General features: G+C 63.9%; 24 protein-coding genes. 16 read left to right on the top strand and 8 right to left on the bottom strand.

Translation table 11 applies throughout. The features are described from left to right. The first annotated feature begins 111 nt into the window (after window positions 1-111). The 3 genes from SJY40_RS16240 to SJY40_RS16250 are packed head-to-tail and all read left to right on the top strand — an operon-like array spanning window position 112 to window position 2,404. Window positions 112-777 carry a haloacid dehalogenase type II gene (locus tag SJY40_RS16240; RefSeq protein WP_378949170.1) on the top strand — a complete coding sequence of 222 codons (666 nt, stop codon included), beginning with the start codon at window positions 112-114 and terminating at the stop codon, window positions 775-777. After that, entirely contained in the window at window positions 774-2,051 is a 1,278-nt protein-coding gene (locus SJY40_RS16245; RefSeq protein ID WP_378949173.1) for an NAD(P)/FAD-dependent oxidoreductase, read from the top strand. Before SJY40_RS16240 ends, SJY40_RS16245 begins: the two co-directional genes overlap by 4 nt. Then, window positions 2,051-2,404, top strand: a complete 354-nt coding sequence (locus SJY40_RS16250; protein WP_378949176.1) for a cupin domain-containing protein — start codon at window positions 2,051-2,053, stop codon at window positions 2,402-2,404. Before SJY40_RS16245 ends, SJY40_RS16250 begins: the two co-directional genes overlap by 1 nt. Window positions 2,405-2,488: 84 nt before the next feature. Here SJY40_RS16250 and SJY40_RS16255 read toward each other — a convergent pair whose 3' ends face one another. Genes SJY40_RS16255 through SJY40_RS16265 form a run of 3 tightly spaced genes read right to left on the bottom strand, consistent with a single transcriptional unit; the run spans window position 2,489 to window position 6,461 of the window. Further along, a complete protein-coding gene (locus SJY40_RS16255) occupies window positions 2,489-3,955 on the bottom strand; it encodes an NAD-dependent succinate-semialdehyde dehydrogenase (RefSeq protein WP_378949180.1) in 1,467 nt (488 codons plus the stop codon). Between the two features lie 3 nt (window positions 3,956-3,958). Further along, window positions 3,959-4,990 (bottom strand): tartrate dehydrogenase, encoded by a 1,032-nt coding sequence (locus tag SJY40_RS16260; RefSeq protein ID WP_378949183.1) that lies wholly within the window; start codon window positions 4,988-4,990, stop codon window positions 3,959-3,961. Between the two features lie 10 nt (window positions 4,991-5,000). Beyond that, on the bottom strand, window positions 5,001-6,461 hold the full coding sequence (locus SJY40_RS16265; RefSeq protein ID WP_378949186.1) for an aldehyde dehydrogenase family protein: 1,461 nt from the start codon (window positions 6,459-6,461) through the stop codon (window positions 5,001-5,003). Window positions 6,462-6,619: 158 nt separating this feature from the next. Here SJY40_RS16265 and argE point away from each other — a divergent pair, with 158 nt between their 5' ends. Next, complete coding sequence (gene argE / locus SJY40_RS16270; protein ID WP_378949189.1) at window positions 6,620-7,741, top strand: acetylornithine deacetylase; 1,122 nt, start codon at window positions 6,620-6,622, stop codon at window positions 7,739-7,741. A 166-nt stretch (window positions 7,742-7,907) separates the two neighbouring features. Here argE and SJY40_RS16275 read toward each other — a convergent pair whose 3' ends face one another. Then, a complete protein-coding gene (locus SJY40_RS16275) occupies window positions 7,908-8,918 on the bottom strand; it encodes a GntR family transcriptional regulator (protein ID WP_378949192.1) in 1,011 nt (336 codons plus the stop codon). A 282-nt stretch (window positions 8,919-9,200) separates the two neighbouring features. On the opposite strand from SJY40_RS16275, the gene SJY40_RS16280 reads away from it, so the two are divergent. From SJY40_RS16280 to SJY40_RS16335, 12 genes are all read left to right on the top strand, one after another. After that, complete coding sequence (locus tag SJY40_RS16280) at window positions 9,201-10,223, top strand: ABC transporter ATP-binding protein (protein WP_378949195.1); 1,023 nt, start codon at window positions 9,201-9,203, stop codon at window positions 10,221-10,223. Then, complete coding sequence (locus tag SJY40_RS16285; RefSeq protein WP_378949198.1) at window positions 10,223-11,134, top strand: ABC transporter permease; 912 nt, start codon at window positions 10,223-10,225, stop codon at window positions 11,132-11,134. Before SJY40_RS16280 ends, SJY40_RS16285 begins: the two co-directional genes overlap by 1 nt. 3 nt (window positions 11,135-11,137) lie before the next feature. Next, window positions 11,138-11,980 carry an ABC transporter permease gene (locus SJY40_RS16290; protein WP_378949201.1) on the top strand — a complete coding sequence of 281 codons (843 nt, stop codon included), beginning with the start codon at window positions 11,138-11,140 and terminating at the stop codon, window positions 11,978-11,980. Then, a complete protein-coding gene (locus tag SJY40_RS16295) occupies window positions 11,980-12,708 on the top strand; it encodes an SDR family NAD(P)-dependent oxidoreductase (protein WP_378949204.1) in 729 nt (242 codons plus the stop codon). The genes SJY40_RS16290 and SJY40_RS16295 overlap by 1 nt, the downstream gene beginning before the upstream one ends. A 25-nt stretch (window positions 12,709-12,733) precedes the next feature. Continuing rightward, on the top strand, window positions 12,734-13,486 hold the full coding sequence (locus SJY40_RS16300) for an SDR family NAD(P)-dependent oxidoreductase (RefSeq protein WP_378949207.1): 753 nt from the start codon (window positions 12,734-12,736) through the stop codon (window positions 13,484-13,486). 75 nt (window positions 13,487-13,561) lie between these two features. After that, window positions 13,562-14,782, top strand: a complete 1,221-nt coding sequence (locus SJY40_RS16305) for a PotD/PotF family extracellular solute-binding protein (protein ID WP_378949210.1) — start codon at window positions 13,562-13,564, stop codon at window positions 14,780-14,782. A gap of 70 nt (window positions 14,783-14,852) precedes the next feature. After that, window positions 14,853-15,920 carry an ABC transporter ATP-binding protein gene (locus tag SJY40_RS16310; RefSeq protein WP_378949213.1) on the top strand — a complete coding sequence of 356 codons (1,068 nt, stop codon included), beginning with the start codon at window positions 14,853-14,855 and terminating at the stop codon, window positions 15,918-15,920. A 22-nt stretch (window positions 15,921-15,942) separates the two neighbouring features. Continuing rightward, window positions 15,943-16,821 carry a polysaccharide deacetylase gene (locus SJY40_RS16315; RefSeq protein ID WP_378949216.1) on the top strand — a complete coding sequence of 293 codons (879 nt, stop codon included), beginning with the start codon at window positions 15,943-15,945 and terminating at the stop codon, window positions 16,819-16,821. 77 nt (window positions 16,822-16,898) lie between these two features. Beyond that, window positions 16,899-17,225: a hypothetical protein gene (locus tag SJY40_RS16320; RefSeq protein WP_378949218.1), complete on the top strand. Its 327-nt coding sequence runs from the start codon at window positions 16,899-16,901 to the stop codon at window positions 17,223-17,225. After that, window positions 17,222-18,238 carry a CobW family GTP-binding protein gene (locus SJY40_RS16325; RefSeq protein WP_378949221.1) on the top strand — a complete coding sequence of 339 codons (1,017 nt, stop codon included), beginning with the start codon at window positions 17,222-17,224 and terminating at the stop codon, window positions 18,236-18,238. Before SJY40_RS16320 ends, SJY40_RS16325 begins: the two co-directional genes overlap by 4 nt. Beyond that, on the top strand, window positions 18,235-19,431 hold the full coding sequence (locus tag SJY40_RS16330; RefSeq protein WP_378949224.1) for a PotD/PotF family extracellular solute-binding protein: 1,197 nt from the start codon (window positions 18,235-18,237) through the stop codon (window positions 19,429-19,431). Before SJY40_RS16325 ends, SJY40_RS16330 begins: the two co-directional genes overlap by 4 nt. Window positions 19,432-19,442: 11 nt before the next feature. Beyond that, window positions 19,443-20,423: an asparaginase gene (locus SJY40_RS16335; RefSeq protein ID WP_378949227.1), complete on the top strand. Its 981-nt coding sequence runs from the start codon at window positions 19,443-19,445 to the stop codon at window positions 20,421-20,423. Window positions 20,424-20,570: 147 nt separating this feature from the next. Here the strand turns inward: SJY40_RS16335 and SJY40_RS16340 are convergent, their stop codons facing one another. From SJY40_RS16340 to SJY40_RS16355, 4 genes are read right to left on the bottom strand one after another with little or no spacing between them, the layout of a single operon-like run. Beyond that, a complete protein-coding gene (locus SJY40_RS16340; RefSeq protein WP_378949230.1) occupies window positions 20,571-21,542 on the bottom strand; it encodes a biotin-dependent carboxyltransferase family protein in 972 nt (323 codons plus the stop codon). Beyond that, the gene (locus tag SJY40_RS16345) at window positions 21,532-22,407 is read right to left on the bottom strand and encodes an allophanate hydrolase subunit 1 (RefSeq protein ID WP_378949233.1); all 876 of its coding nucleotides are present in this window, start codon (window positions 22,405-22,407) and stop codon (window positions 21,532-21,534) included. The genes SJY40_RS16340 and SJY40_RS16345 overlap by 11 nt, the downstream gene beginning before the upstream one ends. Next, on the bottom strand, window positions 22,404-23,786 hold the full coding sequence (locus SJY40_RS16350; protein WP_378949610.1) for an acetyl-CoA carboxylase biotin carboxylase subunit: 1,383 nt from the start codon (window positions 23,784-23,786) through the stop codon (window positions 22,404-22,406). Before SJY40_RS16350 ends, SJY40_RS16345 begins: the two co-directional genes overlap by 4 nt. After that, window positions 23,783-24,016: an acetyl-CoA carboxylase gene (locus tag SJY40_RS16355; protein WP_378949236.1), complete on the bottom strand. Its 234-nt coding sequence runs from the start codon at window positions 24,014-24,016 to the stop codon at window positions 23,783-23,785. The genes SJY40_RS16350 and SJY40_RS16355 overlap by 4 nt, the downstream gene beginning before the upstream one ends. Between the last annotated feature and the right edge of the window lie 35 nt (window positions 24,017-24,051).

The raw sequence follows: 24,051 nt of genomic DNA on the forward strand, positions 1-24,051 counted from the left end.
GGCCGCGGCGATTACGGTGAAATCTGCCTTGCGGGGGCGCGGATGCGGTGCGTGCGTCCGGCGTGGCGGGCCTAGGCTTGGATCAACCCAGATCAACCAGAGGTCATTGTCATGTATATCCGCCCCAAGTTCATCACCTTCGACTGCTACGGCACGCTGACCAATTTCGACATGGCGGGCGCGGCGCGTCGCATCTATGGCGACACGCTGTCCGCCCCCGCGATGGAACAATTCATCCGGAATTTCGCGGCCTATCGTATGGATGAGGTTCTGGGCGCGTGGAAACCCTATGCCGAGGTCGTCCACAACGCATTGGAACGCAGCTGCCGCGCCAATGGCGTGCCCTTCCGCCCCGAAGACGCGGTTCGTATCTATGATGAGGTTCCCACCTGGGGGCCACATCCCGATGTGCCCGCCGGTCTGGCCAAGGTTGCCAAGGAAATCCCGCTGGTGATCCTGTCGAACGCGATGAACAGCCAGATCATGTCCAATGTCGAAAAGCTGGGCGCGCCCTTCCACATGGTCATCACCGCCGAGGAAACCGGCAGCTACAAGCCGCAGATGAACGGTTTCGAATACATGCTGCAGAAGCTGGGCTGCGGGCCCAAGGACATCTGCCATGTGTCCTCGTCGTTCCGCTATGACCTGATGACCGCCCATGACATGGGGATCGACCGGAAGGTCTGGGTCAATCGTGGCCATGAACCGGCGAACCCCTATTACGGCTATACCGAAATCGCCGATATCGGCGGCCTGCCAGGGGTTTTCGGGCTGTGAAACACGTCCCCTATTGGCAGGACAGCGCGCCGGCTTTCGGCGCAGCCGCGCAGGGACCGGTCGCGGGCGAATACGACGTCGCCGTGATCGGCGCGGGCTTCACGGGCCTTGGCGCGGCGCGTCGTCTGGCGATGGAAGGCAAATCCGTCGTCGTGCTGGAGGCCGCGTTGGTCGGGGCGGGGGCATCGGGGCGCAATGGCGGGCATCTGAACAACGGCATCGCCCACAGCTATCCTGCGGCGATGGCGCGTTTCGGGGCGGCGAAGGCGCGCGAGCTGTATCACGCTTTCGATGCGGGCATTGAGACGATCGAACGCATCATCGCCGAGGAAGGCATGGATTGCGATTTCCGCCGGTCGGGCAAGCTGAAGCTGGCATCAAAACCCGGCCATGTCGCGGCGATGCGGCGCAATTTCGAAGCGGTCCACCGCGAGGCCGATCCCCAAACCGAATGGCTGGACAAACCCGCGCTGCAGGCCGAGGTCAACAGCGACGCCTTTCATGGCGGCATGTTGCAGCGCAAAAGCGCGATGATGCATATGGGGCAGTTCGTGGTGGGGCTGGCCGAGGCTGCGGTGCGCCGTGGCGCGGTGATCTTTCAGGATGCCCCCGTCACCGCGCGGACGCGCCAAGGCGCAGGCTGGCGGCTGGATACGCCGCGCGGGGCTATGACGGCGGGGCAGGTGCTGCTGGCGACGGGGGCCTATACGGGTGACGCCTTCCCGTGGTTCCGACGCCGGATCGTGCCTGTGGGCAGCTTCATCATCGCCACACAGCCCCTGTCCGAGGATCAGATCGCGGGCAGCGTGCCGGGCGACCGGACCTATGTGAACTCGATGAATATCGGAAACTATTTCCGCCTGACGCCGGACCGTCGGCTGATCTGGGGCGGACGGGCGAGGTTTTCTGCCCGGTCTGACCAGCGGTCGGATGCGAAAAGCGGTGCGGTGCTGCAGGCGGCGCTGGCGCAGGTCTTTCCGCAGCTGGGCGATGTCGGCATCGACTATTGCTGGGGCGGGTTGGTGGATATGACCGCCGACCGCTTTCCACGCGCGGGGCAGGCCGAGGGCCTGTGGTTTTCGATGGGTTATTCCGGCCATGGCGCGCAGATCGCCACCCATATGGGCGAGATCATGGCGGACCGGATCATGGGGCGCGATCGCGCGAACCCGTGGCAGGACCTGCCGTGGCAGGCGGTGCCGCTGCATTCGGGCAAGCCGTGGTTCCTGCCGTTGGTGGGGATGTATTACAAATTCAATGACAAGGTGGGCTGATGCCGCTGCTGAAGAAGATCGATCTGGCCGAGGCCGGCGAACCCGTACCGGGCAAATGCGCCCCCGAAAAGCTGATCGCGGGTGATCCGGACTTCCTGACATGGGCCTTTGATGACACGGGTGACGGGCATGTCCGCACGGGCATCTGGCAATCCACCCCCGGCCAGAACCATTCCATCAAGGGTGACAGCTTCGAGTTCTGTCACCTGCTGGAGGGCGTGATCGAGTTGACCGAAGAAGGCCATGCGCCACGCGTCTTTCGCAAGGGCGACAGTTTCATCATGAAACCCGGGTATCGCGGTGTCTGGAAGACGATTGAGACGGTGCGCAAGATCTATGTGATCGTCGGCTGAGGGGAAAGGCGGGGGAGCCTGCTCCCCCGCGCCCCCACGCCCAAGGGGCCGCGGGCCCCTTGGGGAACCCCCGGCACCGTCGCGTCATAGGCCAGCCATGTGGAAGGCCTTGGTTTCCAGGTATTCCTCGATGCCCGCCCGCGCGCCTTCGCGCCCGAGGCCCGATTGCTTGACCCCGCCGAAGGGGGCGACGGCCATGCTGAGCGCGCCTGTATTCAGGCCGACCATCCCGAACTCCAGCGCCTCGCCCACGCGGAAGGCCCGCGACAGGTCACGGGTGTAGAAATAGGCCGCCAGACCGAAGGGGGTGGCATTGGCGGCCTCTACGGCCTCGGCTTCGTCGGTGAAGCGGAAGATGGGGGCGACGGGGCCGAAGGTTTCCTCGGATGCCAGACGCATATCGGCGGTCGCCCCTGTCAGGACGGTGGGGCGGGCATATTGACCGTCCGGCGCGGGGGCCTGCGCCGCGATGCGCGCACCCTTGGCGGTGGCGTCCGCGATATGGGCCTGGATCTTGTCCAGCGCAGCGCTGTTGATCATCGGGCCGATCTGGGTCCCCGCATCGGTTCCGGGGCCGACCTTCATGGCCGAAACCCTGGCGGACAGCCGTTCCACGAAGGCATCATGGATGCCGTCCTGAACGAAGATGCGGTTGGAACAGACGCAGGTCTGCCCGCCATTGCGGAACTTGGACGCGATGGCGCCTTCGACCGCCGCATCCAGATCGGCGTCGTCGAAGACGATGAAAGGTGCGTTGCCGCCCAATTCCAGCGACAGGCGTTTGACGGTGGGGGCGCATTGCCCCATCAGCATCGAGCCCACGCGGGTCGAGCCTGTAAAGGACAGCTTGCGCACCGTCGCGTTGGCCGTCAGTTCGGCGCCGATCGCCGTTGGCATGCCGGTCACGATGTTGATGACGCCCGCAGGGATGCCCGCCCGTTCGGCCAGAACCCCAAGGGCCAGCGCCGAAAACGGCGTGAATTCCGACGGCTTGACGACCACGGTGCAGCCCGCGGCCAGCGCCGGGCCGACCTTGCGGGTGATCATCGCGTTCGGAAAATTCCACGGCGTGATGATGGCGGATACGCCGACGGGTTCCTTCATGGCCAGGATGCGGCGGTCGTCGGTGGGGGCGGCGATGATCTGACCTTCGATGCGGCGGGCTTCCTCGGCGAACCACTTGATGAAGCTGGCGCCATAGGCGATCTCGCCGCGTGCTTCGGCCAGCGGCTTGCCCTGTTCCAGCGTCATGATCAGCGCCAGATCCTCGGTCGCGGCGATCATCAGGTCGTGCCACGCCATCAGCAGATCGGCCCGCTCGGCGGCGGGACGACGGCGCCATGCAGCGAAGGCGGCATTGGCGGCCATGATCGCATCGCGTGTCTGCCCGCCCGAGATGTCGGGCACACTGCCCAGCACATTGCCGGTGGCGGGGTCGGTCACATCGACCGTCGCGCCGTCTTCGGCATCGACCCACGCCCCCCCGATCAGCGCCTGCTGGCGCATCAGGTCCGGGTCGGACAGTCGGGAAATGGGGGCGTGGATCGTCATGGGTCAGGTCTCCAGCTGGGTCAGAACGGCTTGGGTGATGGCATCGGTGGTGTCGCGGCCCGGATGGGTGCCCATGCCGCGCGCGGTGGTGGCCTCGATGGCGGCCATGATGCGGGCGGCGGGATCGGTCTGACCCAAATGGTCCAGCATCATCGCTGCCGACCAGAAGGCGGCCATCGGGTTGGCGATGCCCTGTTCGGCGATGTCCGGTGCCGATCCGTGGACGGGTTCGAACATCGAAGGGTTCTTGCGCGTCGGGTCGATATTGGCCGAAGCCGCAAAGCCCAGGCCCCCCTGGATGGCCGCGCCCAGATCGGTCAGGATGTCGCCAAACAGGTTCGAGGCCACGACCACGTCAAGGCTCTCGGGGGCCATGACCATGCGCGCGCACATGGCGTCGATATGATAGCGGCTGACCTGCACATCGGGATATTCGGCGGCCAGTTCGTCGGTGACCTCGTCCCAGAAGACCATGCTGTGACGCTGCGCGTTCGATTTGGTGACCGACGCCAGCTTGCCCCGACGCGCCCGCGCCTGTTCGAAGCCGAAGCGCAGGATGCGTTCGACGCCCGCGCGGGTGAAGATCGAGGTTTCGACCGCGACCTCGTCCGGGGTGCCTTGGTGGACGCGGCCGCCGGCGCCGGAATATTCGCCCTCGGTGTTTTCGCGGATGCAGAGGATGTCGAAGTCGCGGGTTTTCAGCGGCCCCTCGACGCCTTCCAGCAGGCGGTGGGGGCGGATGTTGGCGTATTGCACAAAGGCTTTGCGGATGGGCAGCAGCAGACCATGCAGAGATACGCTATCGGGGACGCGGGCGGGCCAGCCGACTGCGCCCAGAAAGATCGCATCGAAGGCGCGCAGGGTGTCGATGCCGTCATCGGGCATCATGGTGCCATGCTGCAGGTAATGGTCGCAGGACCAAGGGAAGGTTTCGGTGCCGACGTCGGCGCCGCTGGCCGCGACCACGCGCATCGCGGCTTGGGTCACGGGGATGCCGATGCCGTCTCCGGGGATCAGGGCGATGCGATGGGTCATTCAGGGCTCCTCAGATGTCGATCAGCACGGTCTTGGACTGGCGGTTCGCGTGATAGGCCTCGCGGCCCAGATCCTTGCCGATGCCCGATTGGCCTTTGCCCCCGGTCGGCAGGATGTGATCGCGCGAACGGCCGTATCGGTTGATCCAGACCGTGCCTGCCCGGACCCGCCGCATCATACGCATGGCCCGCGACAGGTCGCGTGTAAAGATGCCCGCGCACAGCCCATAGGTCGGGTGGTCCGACAGGGTCATCGCCTGATCCTCATCATCGAAGCCCTGGATCGTCAGGACGGGGCCAAAGATTTCCTGCAGAATGGCGGGGCTGTCCGGCGCGACATCAGCCAGCAGCGTCGGCGCATAGAAATAGCCGGGGCGGTCCATCGCCGCGCCGCCGGTCAGCAGCGTCGCCCCCTGTGCAACCGCATCATCCACGATGCCGCCGATCTGCCGCAACTGCCGGTCCGAGATGATCGGCGCATAGCCCGTCGCCGCATCCCATGTCGGGCCGGGGCGGTCGGGCACCATCCGCGCCACCAGCCGCGCGGCAAGGTCCGGCAGGATGCGATTGTCGGCGATCACCCGGCTGCCCGCCACGCAGGCCTGACCGGCGTTGAAGGTGATGGACCGCGCGATGGCATCGGCGGCCAGATCGAGATCGGCATCGGCAAAGACGATCTGGGGGGATTTTCCGCCCAGCTCCAGCGTCATCGGCTTCATGCCGGTGCGGGCCACATTGCCCATGATGGCACGTCCTGCCCCCGTGGATCCGGTAAAGCTGACCTTGGCCACGTCCGGATGGCCGGTGATGGCGTTCCCCGTTACCGGCCCGTCGCCCAGAACCACATTGACCAGCCCCGCCGGGATGCCCGCCTGCACCGCCAGCAGCGCCAGCCGGATGGTGGAAAAGGGCGTCATCTCGGACGGTTTCAGCACCACGGCATTGCCCGCCGCCAGCGCGGGCCCCAGCTTCCACCCCGCCATCGAGATCGGAAAGTTCCATGGCGTGATCGCCCCCACCACGCCGTAAGGCTCGGTGACCGTCATCCCAAGCGAAGCATCGCGGGTGGGCGCCAGATCGCCGCCTTCCTTATCGGCCATCTCGGCGAAAAAGCGGATCTGTTCGGCAGTGACGGCAATGTCGCCTTGCGCCAGCTGTGCGACGGGGCGGGTCGATGACAACGCCTCCAGCGGTGCAAGGGTGGGGGCGTCGGCTTCGATCAGGTCGGCCCACCTGTGCAGGGCGCGGGTCCGGTCGCGGGGCGTAGCCGACCCCCATCCCGCCGCCTGCGCATTGCGCGCGCTTTCTACGGCGCGATCCACCATCGCGGCATCGGCCACGGGGCAGGCCGCATGTTCCGCCCCGTCCGAGGGCCGGAACATCGGCAGCACGCCCTTTGCCGGAACCAGCTTGCCGTCGATGACATGGCCAAGGGGCAGGTCGATGCAGTCTGGGTCAAAGCTTTGGGGCATGGCGGGCATCCGGTTTGTTGCAACGCCAGATTAGGGCAGGGCGCCAAGCAGTTTTTGCGCGGTTTCCACCAGGACACAGTGGATTGTCCCGTTCCGCCCCCCCGCCTTCGGCAGCATCTGCGCCCGCCGCCGCGCAGACTGCCTGAAAAGGAGAGCCCATGACCCTGACGGATATTCTGGCCGAACTTGTGGCCATCCCCTCGCTGCCCGGAACGCCGAACGATGCCATCACCGATGCCATCTGCACGCATCTGGACCGGCCCGGCGTGACCCTGCACCGCCTGCCCACCCCCGAGGGGCGCTGGAACATTCTGGCCAGCATCGGTCCGGCGGATGTGCCAGGTCTGATGTTGTCGGGGCATAGCGATGTCGTCCCGGCCCACGGGCAGCAGTGGTCCAGCGATCCGTTCCGCCTGACCGCGCAGGGCGACCGATTGGTGGGCCGCGGCACCAGCGACATGAAGGGCTTTCTGGCCGTCATGCTTGATCTGCTGCCCGATCTGCTAGCTGCGGACCTGCACCGTCCGGTCCATTTCGCAATTTCCTGCGACGAAGAGATCGGCTGTCAGGGCGTGCCGCATCTGATCGCGCGCCTGCCAGATTTGATCGCGCCGCCATTGGCCTGCATCGTGGGCGAGCCTTCGGACATGTCGCCGGTTCTGGCGCATAAGGGCAAGCAGACGGTCGAGGTGACCTTTGCAGGCACCCCCGGCCACAGCTCGGACCCTGCACGAGGTATGAATGCGATCTATCCCGCCGCCCGGTTTGCCCTGCAGGTTGAGGAGATGGCCCGTGCGCTGCGTCTGACGGGTCCATTCGATGCCGCCTTCGATCCGCCCTGTTCGACCCTACAGGCCGGGGTCATCACAGGCGGCACGGCCGTCAACATCATCCCCGATATGGCCAAGGTGCTGATCGAGGCGCGGGGCATTCCCGATCACCCGCCCGAAACGGTCATCGCGGGCCTTGTGGCCGGCTTGCCCGAAGGTGCCACACATCGCGTTCTGGCCGCTTATCCCGCCCTTCGCGCGGCTTCGGATCCTTCGCTGGCCCATCGCTTGTCGGCCCGATCCGGACGCCCGACCGTTCTGGCCGTCAGCTATGGCACCGAGGCCGGAGTTTTCGCAGCGGCGGGTATTCCATCCGTCATCTGCGGACCCGGTAAAATCGAACGGTCACATCGTGCGGACGAATTCATCCGTGCCGATGAACTGGCCCTGTGCCGCAAGGTCTTGCTGGAAGAAATCCGGACCACCTGCGCATGTGCTTTATCGACATAGACGCTGGATCATGCTGGAAAATGGCAGCCCACCCGTGGTCGATCCTTAGCATGTGACGATCGCCGCCACGGTCATCCCATGTTGCAACTGGCATTTTGTTCGGAATGGCGAAACGCCATGCGTTCAGGATTGGCGTCAGCCAAGAAAGTGCCACCCTGACGTCATGTCAGCGGGTTTCCCTATGCTGGTAGGGTTGCAGATAGGCCGGGAAATCCGGGGGCTCGATGATCGCCGTGATTTTCATCTGCGCGATGGTTCGTGCGGATAGCTTGGTCAAATGTGTCGAAAGCATGCTGGCCGCCGCCGAGACCGATCCTGACAGCGCAAGTTCAAGCACCTGCTGCAGCTCTTGCAGGGACTGTTTGTCGGGCGGAAGGCCAAGCGAGAACAGCGCCGCTTGGCAAGCCTCGAGCGCAAGCCGGTTCGCCGAGGCGCAATCCGCAAGATCCTTGTTCGGCGTCGTCAGGATCACCAGCTCGAAGAACTTGCGGTCAAGCGCGCGCCATTGATCCTCGGCCAGCCGTTCCTGCGTGGAAAGCTGCCGGATCCTGTCTACCAGTTTCTGGATGTCCTGAAACGGCAGCTGGGCTGATTTAAGGGCAGCAACCTCAAGGATATTGCGAAGATCGTATTTGTCCTTGATCCGTCTGGACGTAAGCCGCTCGACCATCCAGCGCGACGTCTTGCTTTTCTGCACCAGACCGCGTTCCTGCAAACGCCCCAGAACGTCGCGGATGATCGTGCGGGACACGCCGTATTCCTCGGCCATCTGCGCCTCGAGAATGCGGTATGAACCAAAGATCGGGCAGCGGGTGACGTGGAACGAGACGTCGTCGTAAACGCGGCTCCAGCTGGGCTTGCCGAGGCTGTCCGAGAGCGACGAGTGGTCAAGCTGGATCTGGCGCAGGTCTTCACGCAGCGGTTCCGCGCTGTCGCCCGACACGATGAAGCCCCGCCCGGAAAATCGTTCGACCAATCCATCGGCCTCGGCAATCTCCAGCGCGCGCTTCAGTGTTGCGCGCGACATGTCCAGACGTTCGGAAAGCGCACTCTCCAGCAGGACCAGCCCGGGCTTCAAATGGCCGAGCGAAATATTCTTCCGGATGAAATCGGCGGCCACTTCGAACAGGGGCGCACGTTTGTCGTAATTTTCGAAGGCGTCTTCTGACATCGGCATCTCGCGCTCGGGTCCCGGAATTCGTTGACTATATGCGTTTCCAAATCATGCCGGGAGGATATTCACTGTATGCAAAAAATCGTTTTGCACGACGCAAGCTTCCCGACGCAAGCCCGGTTTGTAAGCAAGGACTGTCCAAATTTTAGGACCGCACGGGGTGTCTGCCCCGAAGTGCCTCCATTTCCCGCACTTAATAAGACTTTCGTATGCAAAAGTCATTTTATCGACCCGAATCGCAAAGATGATGTTTGTATCTAGAAAACCAGAGCCAAGGAGGGCCCAGTGCTGACATTGAGCCGAGTAAGACGCACCTATGGTGACACGACCGCCTTGGATGGGGTCGATTTTACAGTTCCGGACGACACCTACATGTCCCTTCTGGGGGCGTCGGGGTCGGGCAAGACCACGCTGCTGCGTCTGATCGCGGGCTTCGAGGAACCCGACGACGGGGTCATCTCGATCGATGGCGAACGGATCGACGGGCGGCCGTCGCATCTTCGCGACATCGGGTTCGTCTTCCAGAATTTCGCGCTTTTCCCGCATCTCAGCGTGTTCGAGAACGTCGCTTTCGGTCTGCGCCATCGCGCGAATGCGCCGCTGCAGAATGAGAAAGAGATCAAGGACCGCACGGATAACGCGTTGGAACTGGTGGGCCTGGACGGTTTCGGCCATCGCGGCGTCGGGGCCATTTCGGGCGGTCAGCGCCAGCGTGTCGCACTGGCCCGGACGCTGGTCACCGAACCGCGCATCGTGCTGCTGGACGAACCGCTTGGCGCGCTGGATGCCAACCTGCGTTCGCGCATGTGCGACGAACTGAAGGCAATCCGCGAACGCCTGAAGGTCAGCTTCCTGCATGTCACCGGGTCCGAGACCGAGGCGCTGATGATGGGCGACAAGGTCGCGGTGCTGGCCGATGGCCGCATCGTCCAGACCGGTGTGCCCGACCAGCTTTTCGCCGAGCCGATGAACGCCGCCTCGGCGCGGCACATGAACGCTTGGAACATCTTCGACGCCGCCCTGTGCGCCGGTTCTGTGGGGCAGGGGACAATCGCGGTGCGCTTCGACCAGATCGACGCCAGCGCCGCAGACCGCGCGCCCGAAGGGCGGCCCCATCTGCGGGCGAAATACCTGACCGGAGAGTTCAACGGGCCGACCGCGGTCTTCTTCTTCCGCGCGCAGGACGGAAGCCTTTTGCAGATTATCGACCACCTCAGCCAGCCACGCCTGCCCGACATGGTCGAAGGCGACAGCTATGATCTTCACTTCGCGCCGGATGCGGTGCGCCAGTTTCACGGAGCCGCATGATGACGACCCTGTCGATAGAGACGCAGCCCGACAAGACGGTATCGCCGGCCCTTTTGCGCGAAAAGAAGGACCGGCGTCGCGCGTTGGCGCTGCTGACGCCCGGTCTTTTGTGGATGTCGCTGTTCATGGTGCTGCCGATGGCCATGGTGGTCTATGTGTCCTTCTGGACGCAGACCACCTTCGCGGTCAACCCGACCCTGACGACCGAAAGCTGGGAACGGTTCCTTGGGTCGTCCACCTATCTGGGCGCGATCTGGACCACGCTGCGCATCTGGGCGATCGTCCTGGTCGCCACCGTTCTGGTCGGCTATCCGGTCGCATTGTTCATCGGGCTGTTCGTCCGCAACAAGACGCTTCAGACCGCCCTTCTGGTCGCTTGCGTCATCCCGTTCTGGACATCGTTCCTGATCCGCGTGATCGCTTGGCGTCCGATGCTGGGGACCGAGGGTGCGGTCAACACGATCCTGATAAATCTTGGGATCATCAATGAACCGCTGACCTTCCTGCTGTTCTCGGAATTTTCGGTGCTGGTCGGCATGACCCAGATCTATGTGGTCTTCATGGTCGGTCCCATTACCTTCATGTTGGGCCGGATCGACCCTTCGGTGATCGAGGCCGCCCGCGATCTGGGCGCATCCTTCGGCACGATCTTCCGCCGCATCATCCTGCCGCTGTCGCTGCCGGGCGTGATGGTGGGCGCGATCTTCGTGTCGGTCATGGTGCTGGGCGAATTCGCCACCGCCGCATCGCTGTCGGGCCGCAAGGTCAACCTGCTGGGCAACATCATCGTCAGCCAGGTCGGATCGCTGAAATGGGCCTTTGCTGCCGTGGCCGGTGTCGTCCTGACCATCATCATCGCCGCCGTCATCGCGATGGCGCTGCGGATCGTCGATCTGCGAAAGGAAATGTGAGCCATGGAATCGCGCATTCTTCGACCCACGCTTGCCGTCTATTCGGCTATCTTCCTGCTGTTTCTCTATGGTCCGATGATCGTTCTTGCGATCCTGTCGTTCCAAAGTGCCGATGGCGGTCCGCAATTCCCGATCCGCGAATGGTCAACCTATTGGTACCAGCACCTGCTGGGCCTGACGGAGCCGTCGCGTGTCTCGCAGCTTCCGGTGGGTGACAGCCTTGTCCGTTCGATGATCCTGGCCTTCATGACGACCGTGGTCTCGACCATCCTGGGCGTCATGAGCGCCGAGGCCTTCCGCACCAAGTTCCGGGGGTCCGGTCCGGCCTTTTATCTAATCATTCTGGGGATGATGGTGCCCGGTGTTCTGGTGGGTCTGGGGATGGCGCTGCTGTCCAACACCCTTGGCATCTCTCGGGCCTGGTTCGGCACGTCCTTCGTGCTGCATGTGGTCTATACCTATCCCTTCGCCTTCCTGGTGATGCTGGCGATCTTCAACCGCTTCGACCGCACGGTCGAGGAAGCCTCGCTGTCGCTTGGGGTCAGCCCGGCCCAGACCTTCCGCCGCGTGACTTTCCCGATCATCTTCCCGGGCGTGCTGTCGGCGATGCTGTTTTCCTTCACCCTCAGCTATGACGAGTTTTCGCGGACGATCTTTACCGTCGGTCGTGAACTGACCCTGCCCTTGGCGATCTACGGGACGTTCTCGGTCGAGATCTATCCCAACCTCTTTGCCTTCGGGGTGCTGACCACGATCTTCAGCTTCACGCTGCTGGCGATCTATGGCCTGCTGATGAAGCGTTTCACCGCCAAGGCCTCGCGCTTCAAAGGGCAGGAGGACGGGTGATGATCGCTCTTGTCACAGGCGCAGGGTCCGGCATCGGTGCCGCCATCGCACGCCGCCTTGCCGCAGATGGTCACAAGGTCGCCGTGAACGACCTGACGATCGACGCCGCCGATCAGACCGTCGCGCAGATCACCGCGGCGGGGGGGCAGGCCCGCGCCTATGCCGCCGATGTCAGCAACGAGGATCAGGTCAATGCCATGGTCGCGGGCATCACCGCCGACATGGCCGCCCCCGAGATCCTGGTGAACAATGCGGGCTTCGGCCATCAGGCCCGCTTCACCGATATCGAACCGGCGATGTTCGACAAGATCTTCGCCGTCCATGTGCGTGGCAATTACCTGTGCACGCGGGCCTGCCTGCCCGCGATGCTGGCGAAGGGCCAGGGCCACATCGTCAATATCGCATCGCAGCTGGGGCAGGTCGGCGGGGTCGAGCTGGTCCATTACGCCGGGGCCAAGGCGGCGGTGATCGGCATGACGAAATCGCTTGCGCGCGAGGTGTCGGACAAGGGCGTGCGTGTCAATGCGGTCGCGCCCGGCCCGATCAACACCCCGCTGGTCGAGGCGCTGTCGGAAGACTGGAAGGCCGCCAAGCGTGCCGAACTGCCGCTTGGGCGCTTTGGCCAGTCCGACGAGGTCGGCGGTGTCGTCGCCTTCCTGATCTCGGATGATGCGGCGCTTTTCGTCGGTCAGACGCTTGGGCCGAATTCCGGCGACGTGATGCTGTGAATGCAAGAAGATGGATATGAAGCAAATGGATAAACGCACAGTTCTTATCACCGGCGCAGGGATCGGGATCGGCCGCGCCGCGGCGCTGACCTTCGGCGCCGAAGGTGACCACGTCATCGTCACCGACGTGCTGGAAGACGAGGGCCGCGCGGTCGTCGCCGAGATCGAGGCCGCAGGCGGCAGCGCCGAGTTCCACCCCCTGGATGTTCGTTCGACGAAGGACGCGGATGCGCTGGTCGAGGGGCTGAACGCCCGCTTTGGCGGCATCGATGTCATCGTCGCCAATGCCGGTGTCGCCCTGCGCGTCCCCATGTCCGAGATGACGGATGAGAAATGGCACCAGACCATGGACATCGACCTTTACGGCATGATGCGCGTCATCCGTCCGGCGCTGCCCGCGATGAAGCCGGGGGCCTCGATCGTCTGCCTGTCCTCGATCATGGGCAGCCATTACGGCTGGCACGAACACGTCCATTACTCGACCGCCAAGGCCGGGGCCATCGGCCTGATCCGGGCGCTGTCGGTCGAATATGCCGACAAGGGCATCCGCGTGAACGGCGTGGCACCGGGCTATATCCGCACGGCCCAGCTTCTGAACCCCGGCCACAGCCTTGGCCCGGACGCGGCCCAGATCGCATCGCCCTACATCCCCATGCAGCGCCTTGGTGAGCCCTCCGAGATCGCCAGCGTCATCAAATTCCTGGCGTCCCGGGATGCGTCCTATCTGACGGGACAGGTCATCACCGTGGATGGCGGGCTTACCCCCGGTCGCTATTGAAACCGGCAAGGGGGGCGGCCACCGCCCCCCGACCTTGGAACAAGATCAAAAATGTCATCAACAGGGAACAGACACATGAGCTTGAAAACCAACCGACGTTCTTTCCTGCAATATGGCGCCGCCGCCGGCGCGCTGGCCCTGGGGTCGGGGCTGCACCCCTGGTCGCGCATGGCCTATGCCGCCAATCTGGGCGACCAGCAGCTGCGCACCACCGGGCTTTCAGTGACCGTTCAGGACCGCATCCTGGACATGTTCAAGGCGGCTTCGGGCGTCAGCTCGGTTTCGGGGACGCCGTCCACCTATCCCGATGCGCAGACCAAGATCCTGTCGGGGTCCGCGGATTTCGATGTCTGGGAAATCATCGCCGAGCGCCTGCCGGCCCTGATCGCCACCGACAACGTCGAGACCATTCCAGCCGCCGAACTGCCCAATTGGGCCGGCATCCGCGAGATCTTCACCAAGGTCGATCCCAAGTGGGATCCCAAGGCGCAGATCTCGGGGCAGATCTGGGCGGATGAGGCGCAGACCCAGCTGTACATGGTTCCGGCGGTCTATAATTTCGACTCGATCGGCTATAACCCCGACGTCCTCAGCGAAGAAGAAGCCAACACCTGGACCGCACTGTTCGACGACAAGTGGAAGGGCAAGTCGGGTCTGAACGTTGACCCGCTGATCGCCATCGGTCAGGCGGTTCTGGCGATGAATTCGCTTGGCCTGCTGAACGCCTCGAACCCCGGCAACCCGACCATGGAAGAGATCGACGAGGCGGCGAAATTCCTGATCTCGAAGAAGAAGGGCGGCCAGTTCCGCGCCCTCTGGGGTGATTTCGGCGAATTGGTCAACCTGATGGCCTCGGGCGAGATGGTCGTCTGCGACGCATGGCAGCCCGCCGTCATGGCCGTGAAGGCGCAGGGCAAGCCCGCCAAATACGCCAACCCGCGCGAAGGTTACCGTGGCTGGGCCATCGGGCCGTCGATGCTGAAGGGCACCGCCAACCGCGACGCCGTCATCGCCTATGCCGATTTCTGGCTGTCGGGCGAACCGGGCATCGCGGTGACCGAACAGGGGTATTACTCGCCCTCGGTCAACATCAAGGACGTCATGGACCCCGAGAAATACGGCTTCTGGTACGAGGGCAAGCCCTGGACCGGAGAAGCCGAGCGCGGCATCAACCCGGGCGATCTGCGCGATGGCGGCTCGCTCGAGGAGCGGTCCTCGAACGTCGCCTATTGGCACCAGTGGCCCGATGAATACGACCACCTCATCATGCGGTGGGACGAATTCCTGAACGCCTGACACAGCCGGGGACGGGCGGCCCTTGCCGCCTGTCCCACCCCGTCACACATCCTGAACAAGGGCTGCGCGCATGCTGCACGATCTAGAGCTGATCTCCGTCGGCAAAACCTATCCCGATGGCACGGTTGCCGTTTCCGACTTCGACCTGCAGGTCGAGAAGGGCGAATTCGTCGCCTTCCTCGGGCCGTCCGGCTGCGGCAAATCGACGACGCTGCGTATGATCGCGGGCTTTGAAGACATCACCAACGGCCGCCTGATGATGATGGGCCGCGACATGACCCGTGTGCCGCCCGAAAAGCGCCCCACGTCGATGATCTTCCAGAACTACGCCCTGTTCCCGCATATGAGCGTGCGCGACAACGTCGCCTTCGGGCTGGACGTCAAGGGCATGCCCAAGGCGGAACGCGACCGCAAGGTTGACCGCATCCTGAACATGTTCGACCTGGACGCCTATGCCGACCGCAAGGCCGACAAGCTGTCGGGCGGCCAGCGCCAGCGCATCGCGCTTGCCCGCGGGCTGGTCGTCGAACCCGAGATCCTGCTGCTGGACGAACCGCTTGGCGCGCTGGACGCGAACCTGCGGCGGATCATCCAGAACGAGCTGAAGCTGCTGCAGCGCGAATTGGGCATCACCTTCATCTTCGTCACCCACGCCCAATCCGAGGCGCTTGGCCTGTCGGACCGCGTCGTCGTCATGTCGAACGGCGTCGTCGAACAGATCTCGCCGCCGCGGGAACTGTATCGCAGGCCCGCGACCCCCTTCGTGGCCGATTTCATCGGCTCGAACGCGGTGCTGGCGGGCAAGCCGCTTGGGGCCTCGCAGGCGGGCATGGGGCGGCTGGACACGCCCTTCGGCATCATCGAGGGTGTCGGCACGGGTGCCGAGACACTTGCCGCCATTCCCGCCGAGGCCTTCCGCATCGCGCCCCTGAACACGCCGAGCGAAATCCACCTGCCCGGAACCGTCACCCATCGCCAGCTGGTCGGCGCGGTCGGCCACCTGCGGGTGCGCCTGGCCGACGACCACGAGATCGCGGTCGAGGTTCATGCCGACCGTCCCGAGGTCAGGACCCTGACCCCCGGCACGGCAGTCACCCTTGGGGTCGATCCGCAATCGGTCACCCTGATCCACGCTTAAAGACACAACAGGAGAATATATTATGGCTAAGGAAATTCTTGTCGGCTTCGGCATCGATGTGGACGCGGTCGCGGGCTGGCTGGGGTCCTATGGCGGCGAGGACAGCCCCGACGACATCTCGCGCGGGATGTTCGCGGGCGAGGTCGGCTCGATGCGCCTGCTGGATCTTTTCGACAAGCTGGACATCAAGACCACCTGGTTCATCCCCGGCCATTCGGTCGAAACCTTCCCCGAGCAGATGAAGGAAGTCGCCAACCGCGGCCACGAGATCGGCATCCACGGCTATAGCCACGAAAACCCCATCGCCATGACCGCCGAACAGGAAGAGGCGGTGCTGGACAAATGCATCGAGCTGATCACCGAACTGTCGGGCAAGCGTCCGACCGGCTATGTCGCGCCCTGGTGGGAATTCTCGAACGTCACGAACGAGATGCTGCTGAAAAAGGGCATCAAGTACGACCACTCGCTGATGCACAACGATTTCTCGCCCTATCGCGTGCGGGTGGGCGATACCTGGACCAAGATCGACTATTCCGGCAAGCCCGAGGACTGGATGAAGCCCCTGGTCCGCGGCGAGGAGACTGATCTGATCGAGATCCCGGCCAACTGGTATCTGGACGACCTGCCGCCGATGATGTTCATCAAGAAGTCCCCGAACTCGCACGGCTTCGTCAACCCGCGCGACATCGAGCAGATGTGGAAGGACCAGTTCGATTGGGTTTACGAAAACATGGACTATGCCGTCTTCCCGATCACCATCCACCCAGATGTGTCGGGCCGTCCGCAGGTTCTCTTGATGCTGGAACGCCTGTTCAAGCACATCGCATCCCATGAGGGCGTCAAGTTCGTGACCATGAACGAAATGGCCGACAACTATGACAAGAAGTTCCCGCGCGGTTGACCTCTGGCAGTAGATGACACAGGACGGACGGGCAGCAGGCCCGTCCGTCACCACGACGACCGGCACAGGAGAACAAGATGTGCTCGCTTTGCGGAATCCTTGGATGCGACGACCACTGGACCAATGCCATCGCGCGTCCCGGTATCTATTCCCGCAACCATAACGTCCGGTCCCGGCGGGCTGAGGAAAGCCGCCGCATGAAGGCGGTGAACGCGATCCTGTCCTATCGGCGGCTGAAGCTGGATATCTGGCAGGGGCGGTCCTATGTCGTCGCCTCGCCCACCGGAAAATCCAGCGTCTTCGAGGCCCTGTCGCATCTCTGGCCCGAGGCCGAGGCCCTGGCCGGACGCGACTTCGACCCGCTGAACGAAGAATTCATGTCCTTCATGGAGGCCCGGCCATGACCACACCCGTTCTGCTGCTGACCGGCTTTCTGGGGTCGGGCAAGACCACGCTTCTGCAACGCCTGCTGACCGATCCCTCGATGCAGGGGGCGGCGGTGCTGATCAACGAATTCGGCGAGGTGGGCTTGGATCACCACCTGCTGGACCGCATCGACGACAATGTCGTGCTGCTGAAATCCGGCTGCATCTGCTGCACCGTCCGCGGAGAGGTGGCCGAGGCGCTGGAAAACCTGAACGGCCTGCGGTCGCGCGGAGAGATCGCTTTCGACCGCGTGGTGATCGAGACCACGGGCCTGGCCGATCCCTATCCCGTGCTGCAGACGCTGACGGCCCATCCGGTCCTGCGGTCGCATTTCGCCAATGGCGGCGTGCTGACCACCGTGGATGCGGTGAACGCCATGCGGCAGGTCGAACACCGCGCCGAGGCCGTGCGCCAGATCGCCGCCGCCGACCGCATCGTGCTGACCAAGACCGACCTTGCCGATCCGGGCGACGAAGCGGCCATGCGTGACCGCCTTGGCCGGATCAACCCCGCCGCCCAGATCGTCAGCGCGTCCGAAAGGATCGAGGCGATCATCGGCGCCTTTGGTCCCACGACCTTCGTGGTCCCTGCTCGCGGGCATGACTGCGACGATCATTGCGATCACGGACACCACCACCACCACCATCATCACCACCACCACGACGAGGCGCTTGGCGTCACTAGCTTTTCGCTGGTCATCGACCAAGCGGTCGATTGGACCATGTTCGGAACATGGCTGACGCTGCTGCTGCACAAGCACGGCGACAAGATTTTCAGGGTAAAGGGCATCCTTGCGCTGGAGGGCGAGGACCGCCCCATCGCCGTGCATGGCGTCCAGCATCTGGTCCATGCGCCCACCCATCTGCAAAACTGGCCCGAGGGACCGCGTCAATCGCGCCTCGTCTTCATCATGGAAGGGCTGTCCCCCGAGGTGCTGCGCCGGTCCTTCGCGGCCTTCACGGGTATCCCGGCGGTCAGGGCGGCTGCATGACCGACCGACCGCTGCGCATCCTGACGACCGAAATCCAGCCCTGGCGTCTTTTGAAGGATCGCGCCGAGGCCGATCTGGGGTTCGAACTGGAATTCATCGAGACGGATTTCAACAGCGCCCAACGGACGGCGGCGCTGGATCCCTCCAGCTATGACATCTATGACCAGTGTTTCCACAATCTGGATATCGTCTGGTACTGGCGCGCCATCCAGCCGATCGAGACGCGGCGGATCCGCAACTGGTCCGATCTGGACGAATTTCCCCGGGTATCCGGATCGCAGGGGCGGACGAGAATGGGCGATGTGCCTGCCTCGAAGCTGTTCGTGCAACATGACATGACCCTGTCGGGCAGTCCGACGGGCCGGGTCTCGATGCTGCCGACATTCCATAATTTCGACAGTTTCGCGGTCGAATCCTCGGATATGGACGTGGATCGCGACGTGACAAGCTGGGCCGATCTGCTGGACCCGAAATGGGCCGGTCGCATTGCCTTGGTCGACGAACCGGCCATCGGTCTTTTCGATCTGGCGCTTGCGCTGTCGGCGTCGGGCAAGATGCAATTCGAGGACATGGGCAATATGTCGGTCGAAGAGATCGACGAGCTTGTCGAACACGCCCGAAACCTGATCCTGAGCGGGCATCTCAGCCCCTTCTGGTTGCGGGCAGGCGAGCCGGTCGAACGGTTCATGTCGGGCGAGTTGAAGCTTGCCTCGATCTGGTCGCCCACCATCGTCGAGATGAAGCGTCTTGGACTGAAGGTTCGGCAGGCCCGGCCCATGGAGGGGTATCGCGCGTGGCATGGCGGCATGTGTCTGTCGCGCAATCTTGAGGGTCGGGCGCTTGATCGGGCCTATGACTGGCTGAACTGGTATCTAGATGGCTATGCGGGTTCCGTGGTCGCGCGGCAGGGCTATTACATGTGCGCGCCCGAGCGGGTGCGCGCGTATCTGTCGCAAGCCGAATGGGACTATTGGTACGAGGGGCTTCCCGCCACCGAGGTCCTGAACGACAATGCGGGTCGCCCGGCGATCCGCGTCGGCGAGGTCCGATCGGGGGGCTCGCGCATGGATCGCGCGCGTCATGTGGCGATCTGGAACTCGACCATGGACGAACACAATTATGTCGTGCGCCGATGGGGCGAACTGGTCGGACTTGCCGCGACCAGATCGCGTCCGAACCGGCGCGCAAGCTGAAAGACGAACCCATGAAAAACGTGATCCTGATTGCAACGGGCGGAACGATTGCATCCGCGGCTGACACATCCGCCGGTGCGGTCAATGCCAGCCTGAACGGGCAGACGCTGCTGGCCAGCCTGCATGCACCCCTGCCGGACGTCACCGTGACGGTCGAGAATTTCGAAGCCGCCGGCAGCTATGCGCTGGACCTTGCGACCATTCACAGGCTTTGCGCGCGGATCGACAAGGTGCTGTCGGATGACGGGGTCGATGGCGTGGTGGTTACCCATGGCACCGACACGATGGAGGAAAGCGCCTTTCTGGCCTGGCTTCTGGTCACCTCGGACAAGCCGGTGGTCTTCACCGGGGCGCAGCGCCATGCGGGTCAGCCCGATACCGACGGGCCGCGCAACATCCATGATGCGATCACCGCGGTTGCCAGCGGGGCACTGACAGGCGTCGGGCCGGTGATCCTGTTCGAGGGCGACATCCACGGCGCGCGATACGTGACCAAGGCGCATACGTCGCGCGTGGATACGTTCCGCTCGGTCGGGCATGGCAAGCTGGCAGAGGTGGATTGCGGGGAAACCCACCTTTATGCGCGTCCGGCCCATACGCGCCCCAAGCTGGCGACGCCAGTGATCGATCCGGATGTGGAAATCATCGCGCTTGGTCTGGGAACGACACCCCGGTTGATGGCATTGGCCGCCGATGCGGGTGCCACCGGGATCGTCCTGTCCGCCTTCGGGCGCGGCAATGCCCCCATCGGCTTTGCCGATCAGGTCTCTCGTCTGGTCGATACCGGATGTCCCGTGATCGTCGCCTCGCGCTGTGATGAAGGCCGGACGCGCGCTGTCTATGGCATGGACAGCGGCGGTGTGACGCTGAAAGAAAACGGCGCGATCTTTGCGGGCGATCTGTCGGCCCTCAAGGCGCGCCTGATGCTTGCGGTGCTGATCGGCAATCAAGCGGGCCTGAACGATATCGAAAAAGCGTTTTTGACGATGTGATGCCCTTGCAGGGCTGGCTTGCCTGTCCGAATCTCGGCGCCGATCACGTTCCGGCCGCGACCTTGTGCAAGGTCGCGGCCAAGTTCGTGCGATCGGACGGACAGGCGGGGATCGCTTGCGCCTTTGGCTGGCCAGCACATCGCGTGATCAGGCCAGCGCCTGTCGCATCCGCTCGATACTTTCGGCGCGTGCCTTCCGTGCCGCCAGCGCCTGATCCATGTTGACGCGCTGGAATTTGACCGCCGCATTCGGTTGCAGCTGGCCGATCAGGTCCATATCGGCCGAGATCACCGCCCCAAGGGTGAAATAGCCGCCCCCCGACACCGCATCGCGGTGCAGCACGATCGGCTCCAACCCGCCGGGCACCTGGATCGAGCCATAGGAATAGCAGCCGTCCACGATGTTCGAGGGGTCCGACCCCGCGCCGAAGGGCTGGGGCCGTTCGATAAACTCCATCGGTCTGCCGCCGCGGAAGCGATAGCCCATGCGGTCGGCCTCGGGGGCGACGGTCCAGGCGTCGTCAAAGAAGGCCTGCTGGCTTGCCTCGGTCAGCCGGTGCCAATAGAGGCCGGGCAGCACCCGCAGCGTGGCGGGCTTGTCAGGATGGCGGCGCAGATCGCGGGGGACGCTGCGGCCCTCGGGCGCGGGGGTGGCCTGTCCCACGGGGATCACATCGCCCGGCTGGACCGGCCGGCCCTGAAATCCGCCAAGCGCCCCGATCGCATAGGTGGACCGCGATCCAAGCGCCATCGGCGTGTCGATGCCCCCCGAAACGGCGATATAAAGCCGCGCGCCCTGTTTGAGGAAGCCGAAGGACAGCACCTGCCCGGGCTTCACGTCGAAACTGGTCCAGGTCTGGCGTGCCTCTCCGTCCAGCTTGACGTCCAGCTCGGCCCCGGTGACGGCCACGGACATGGCGGCACCGAACCTGATCTCGGGGCTCATGAAGACGGCTTCCAGGCAGGCGGCGCCTTCGGGGTTGCCGACCAGCAGGTTGGCCGCGATCAGCGCCTGACGGTCCATCGCCCCGCCTTCGGGAATGCCAAGGTGGAAATAGCCCGGGCGACCAAGGTCCTGAACGGTGGTTGCCAGTCCCGGCTTGACGATCTCAAACGTCATCGAGCGCCTCCATCAGCTTGGCGTTGAAGCCTGTCATGTCGTTGTTGAAGGCATCCAGATCGAATTCCACCTGCGCGATGCGGGGGCGATAGCTGCCTTCCTCGACCTGCTTGGCAATCGCGTCGTGTTCGGCGCGGTCGATGGGCTTCCATTTGACGATGTCGCCGGGACGGAAGAAGACCATGAAATCCTTGAGATAGCTGATCTTCTGTTCCGGATCGAAGATCGGCATGGGGGTGATGCCGAACATCTGGTATCCGCCCGCGCCGCGCACCGAATAGATGCAGGAAAAGCAGCCGCCATAGCCCACGGTCAGCTTCGGCGTGTCGGTCCGGGGGCGCAGGTATTTCGGCACCTGCAACTGCCGTTCCCGCTCGACCAGCTGATAGAGGAAGGGCAGGCCCGAGACGAAGCCCACCATCGACACGAACCAGGGCTGCGAGTGATGCGCGGTGATGAAATCGGCAACGCTGTCGAAACCGTTGATCCGCGCGGCATAGTCCAGATCCGTCCCCGAGGGGTCCTGGTGACGCTCGCGAAAGCGTATCAGCGTTTCATGGGTCCAAGGGTCCTCGTAGAAGACCGGGATCTCGATGATCCGCGTGTCCAGGCGCTTTTCCTGGGCGCGGGCCTCGCCCTCAAGTTCCTTGATGCGGGCCATCATCTGGTCGGGCGCGATGACATCAGGGTCGAAGCGCACCTCGAACGAGGCATTGGCGGGGCAGATCTCGGTCACGCCGGGGATCTCGGCCTCGCGGACCAGTTTTGACAGGGACAGGCCGATGAAGAAGGCGTCCAGCGACATCTCGTCGTCGATCTCGACATAGACATGCTCGTCGCCGCCATAGGTATAGCGCGTTTTCAAGCCGCGTCTCCTTTCGTAGTCAGGTTTCCCGCCTCGAGCCATGGTTCGAGCCATTGGGTATGGAAGCTGCCGGCGCGGACATCGGGGTCGGCGGCCAGCGCCAGATGCAGCGGCGCAGTGGTCTTGGTGCCCTCGATCCGCAATTCGGTCAGCGCAACGACCAGCTTGTCTATGGCCTCGTCGCGGGTGGGCGCATGGACGATGACCTTGCCCAGAAGGGAATCGTAGAAGGGCGGGATCTGGTAGCCCTCGGACAGGAAGTGGTCGAAGCGCACGCCTTCGCCGGTGGGCTCGACCAGGGTCGTCACCTTGCCGGGCCAGGGCATGAAGTTCATGAAGGGGTCCTCGGCGCACAGCCGCACCTCGATGGCATGGCCGCTGCGGGTGATCTGGTCCTGCGTCATCGACAGTTTTTCACCGCCGCAGACGCGGATCATCTCGGCCACCAGGTCGATGCCGGTCAGCATCTCGGTCACGGGGTGTTCGACCTGGATGCGGGTGTTCATCTCGATGAAGAAGAATTCGCCGCTGGCCTCGTCATACAGATATTCCAGCGTCCCCGCGCCGCGATAATTGACCGATTTGGCCAGCGCCACCGCCGAGGCGCAAAGCCCCTCGCGCGTGGCGCCGTCCAAACAGACGGCACCTGCTTCCTCCCAGACCTTCTGGCGACGGCGCTGAAGCGAGCATTCGCGTTCGAAGCAATGGACCGCGTTTTCGCCGTCGCCCAGAATCTGGACCTCGATGTGGCGGGGCGACAGGATCGCGCGTTCGATGTACAGCCCGCCGTCGCCGAAGGCCGCCTCGGCTTCGGTCCGGGCCTGCGGGGCCAGCGATTTCAGTTCGTCCACGGTCTGGGCGATGCGGATGCCGCGTCCGCCCCCACCGGCGGCGGCCTTGATCATCACCGGAAACCCGATGCGTTCGGCCACCTCGAGGGCGCTGGCGACATCCTCGACCCGCCCGTCCGATCCGGGAACCACCGGCACGCCCGCGGCCTCGGCGGCCTGGCGGGCCGCGACCTTGTCGCCCATCCGTTCGATGGTTTCGGCCGATGGGCCGACGAAGATCATGCCCGCCTCCTCGACGGCGCGGGCAAAGGCCGGGCTTTCCGATAGAAAGCCGTAACCGGGGTGAATGGCATCGGCGCCGGTCTTCTTGGCCGCATCGACGATGGCGGCGATGTTCAGGTAGCTGTCTTTGGATTTTGCCGGTCCGATGCAGATCGCTTCGTCCGCCATCTTGACGGCCAGCATCTCGGCATCGGCTTCGGAATGGGCCTGAATGGTGTGGATGCCCAGCACACGGGCGGCGCGGATGATGCGCACGGCAATCTCGCCGCGGTTCGCGATGAAGAGTTCTTGATCGCCATGGCTTATTCCACCTCGGCCAAGGTATCGCCCGCCATGACCGGAGCGGCGCTGTCCACGGTGTATTTCACGAAGGTGCCCGCGGTTTCGGCGGTCACCTGAATGAAGGTCTTCATCACCTCGATCAACCCGATCACGTCCCCTTCAGCCACGGCGTCGCCCGGGGTCTTGTAGGGCGGCTCTTCGGGCGAGGCCTGATGATAGAAGATGCCGGGCAACGGAGATTGAATGTCGGCCATGATGGTATCCCTGTCTGTTGTTCTTGTCGCGCGGC

This window comes from Paracoccus sp. R86501 (assembly GCF_042466435.1).
In the GTDB taxonomy this organism is placed as follows: domain Bacteria; phylum Pseudomonadota; class Alphaproteobacteria; order Rhodobacterales; family Rhodobacteraceae; genus Paracoccus.

What these genes read in the sequence shown, in the direction of transcription:
- SJY40_RS16260 (WP_378949183.1), bottom strand. Translation starts at nt 4,990, where the DNA reads ATGACCCATCGCATCGCCCTGATCCCCGGAGACGGCATCGGCATCCCC.
- SJY40_RS16295 (WP_378949204.1), top strand. Translation starts at nt 11,980, where the DNA reads ATGATCGCTCTTGTCACAGGCGCAGGGTCCGGCATCGGTGCCGCCATC.
- SJY40_RS16300 (WP_378949207.1), top strand. Translation starts at nt 12,734, where the DNA reads ATGGATAAACGCACAGTTCTTATCACCGGCGCAGGGATCGGGATCGGC.
- SJY40_RS16355 (WP_378949236.1), bottom strand. Translation starts at nt 24,016, where the DNA reads ATGGCCGACATTCAATCTCCGTTGCCCGGCATCTTCTATCATCAGGCC.
- SJY40_RS16305 (WP_378949210.1), top strand. Translation starts at nt 13,562, where the DNA reads ATGAGCTTGAAAACCAACCGACGTTCTTTCCTGCAATATGGCGCCGCC.
- SJY40_RS16240 (WP_378949170.1), top strand. Translation starts at nt 112, where the DNA reads ATGTATATCCGCCCCAAGTTCATCACCTTCGACTGCTACGGCACGCTG.
- SJY40_RS16255 (WP_378949180.1), bottom strand. Translation starts at nt 3,955, where the DNA reads ATGACGATCCACGCCCCCATTTCCCGACTGTCCGACCCGGACCTGATG.
- SJY40_RS16250 (WP_378949176.1), top strand. Translation starts at nt 2,051, where the DNA reads ATGCCGCTGCTGAAGAAGATCGATCTGGCCGAGGCCGGCGAACCCGTA.
- argE (WP_378949189.1), top strand. Translation starts at nt 6,620, where the DNA reads ATGACCCTGACGGATATTCTGGCCGAACTTGTGGCCATCCCCTCGCTG.
- SJY40_RS16310 (WP_378949213.1), top strand. Translation starts at nt 14,853, where the DNA reads ATGCTGCACGATCTAGAGCTGATCTCCGTCGGCAAAACCTATCCCGAT.
- SJY40_RS16325 (WP_378949221.1), top strand. Translation starts at nt 17,222, where the DNA reads ATGACCACACCCGTTCTGCTGCTGACCGGCTTTCTGGGGTCGGGCAAG.
- SJY40_RS16315 (WP_378949216.1), top strand. Translation starts at nt 15,943, where the DNA reads ATGGCTAAGGAAATTCTTGTCGGCTTCGGCATCGATGTGGACGCGGTC.
- SJY40_RS16290 (WP_378949201.1), top strand. Translation starts at nt 11,138, where the DNA reads ATGGAATCGCGCATTCTTCGACCCACGCTTGCCGTCTATTCGGCTATC.
- SJY40_RS16330 (WP_378949224.1), top strand. Translation starts at nt 18,235, where the DNA reads ATGACCGACCGACCGCTGCGCATCCTGACGACCGAAATCCAGCCCTGG.
- SJY40_RS16285 (WP_378949198.1), top strand. Translation starts at nt 10,223, where the DNA reads ATGACGACCCTGTCGATAGAGACGCAGCCCGACAAGACGGTATCGCCG.
- SJY40_RS16340 (WP_378949230.1), bottom strand. Translation starts at nt 21,542, where the DNA reads ATGACGTTTGAGATCGTCAAGCCGGGACTGGCAACCACCGTTCAGGAC.
- SJY40_RS16335 (WP_378949227.1), top strand. Translation starts at nt 19,443, where the DNA reads ATGAAAAACGTGATCCTGATTGCAACGGGCGGAACGATTGCATCCGCG.
- SJY40_RS16320 (WP_378949218.1), top strand. Translation starts at nt 16,899, where the DNA reads ATGTGCTCGCTTTGCGGAATCCTTGGATGCGACGACCACTGGACCAAT.
- SJY40_RS16265 (WP_378949186.1), bottom strand. Translation starts at nt 6,461, where the DNA reads ATGCCCCAAAGCTTTGACCCAGACTGCATCGACCTGCCCCTTGGCCAT.
- SJY40_RS16275 (WP_378949192.1), bottom strand. Translation starts at nt 8,918, where the DNA reads ATGCCGATGTCAGAAGACGCCTTCGAAAATTACGACAAACGTGCGCCC.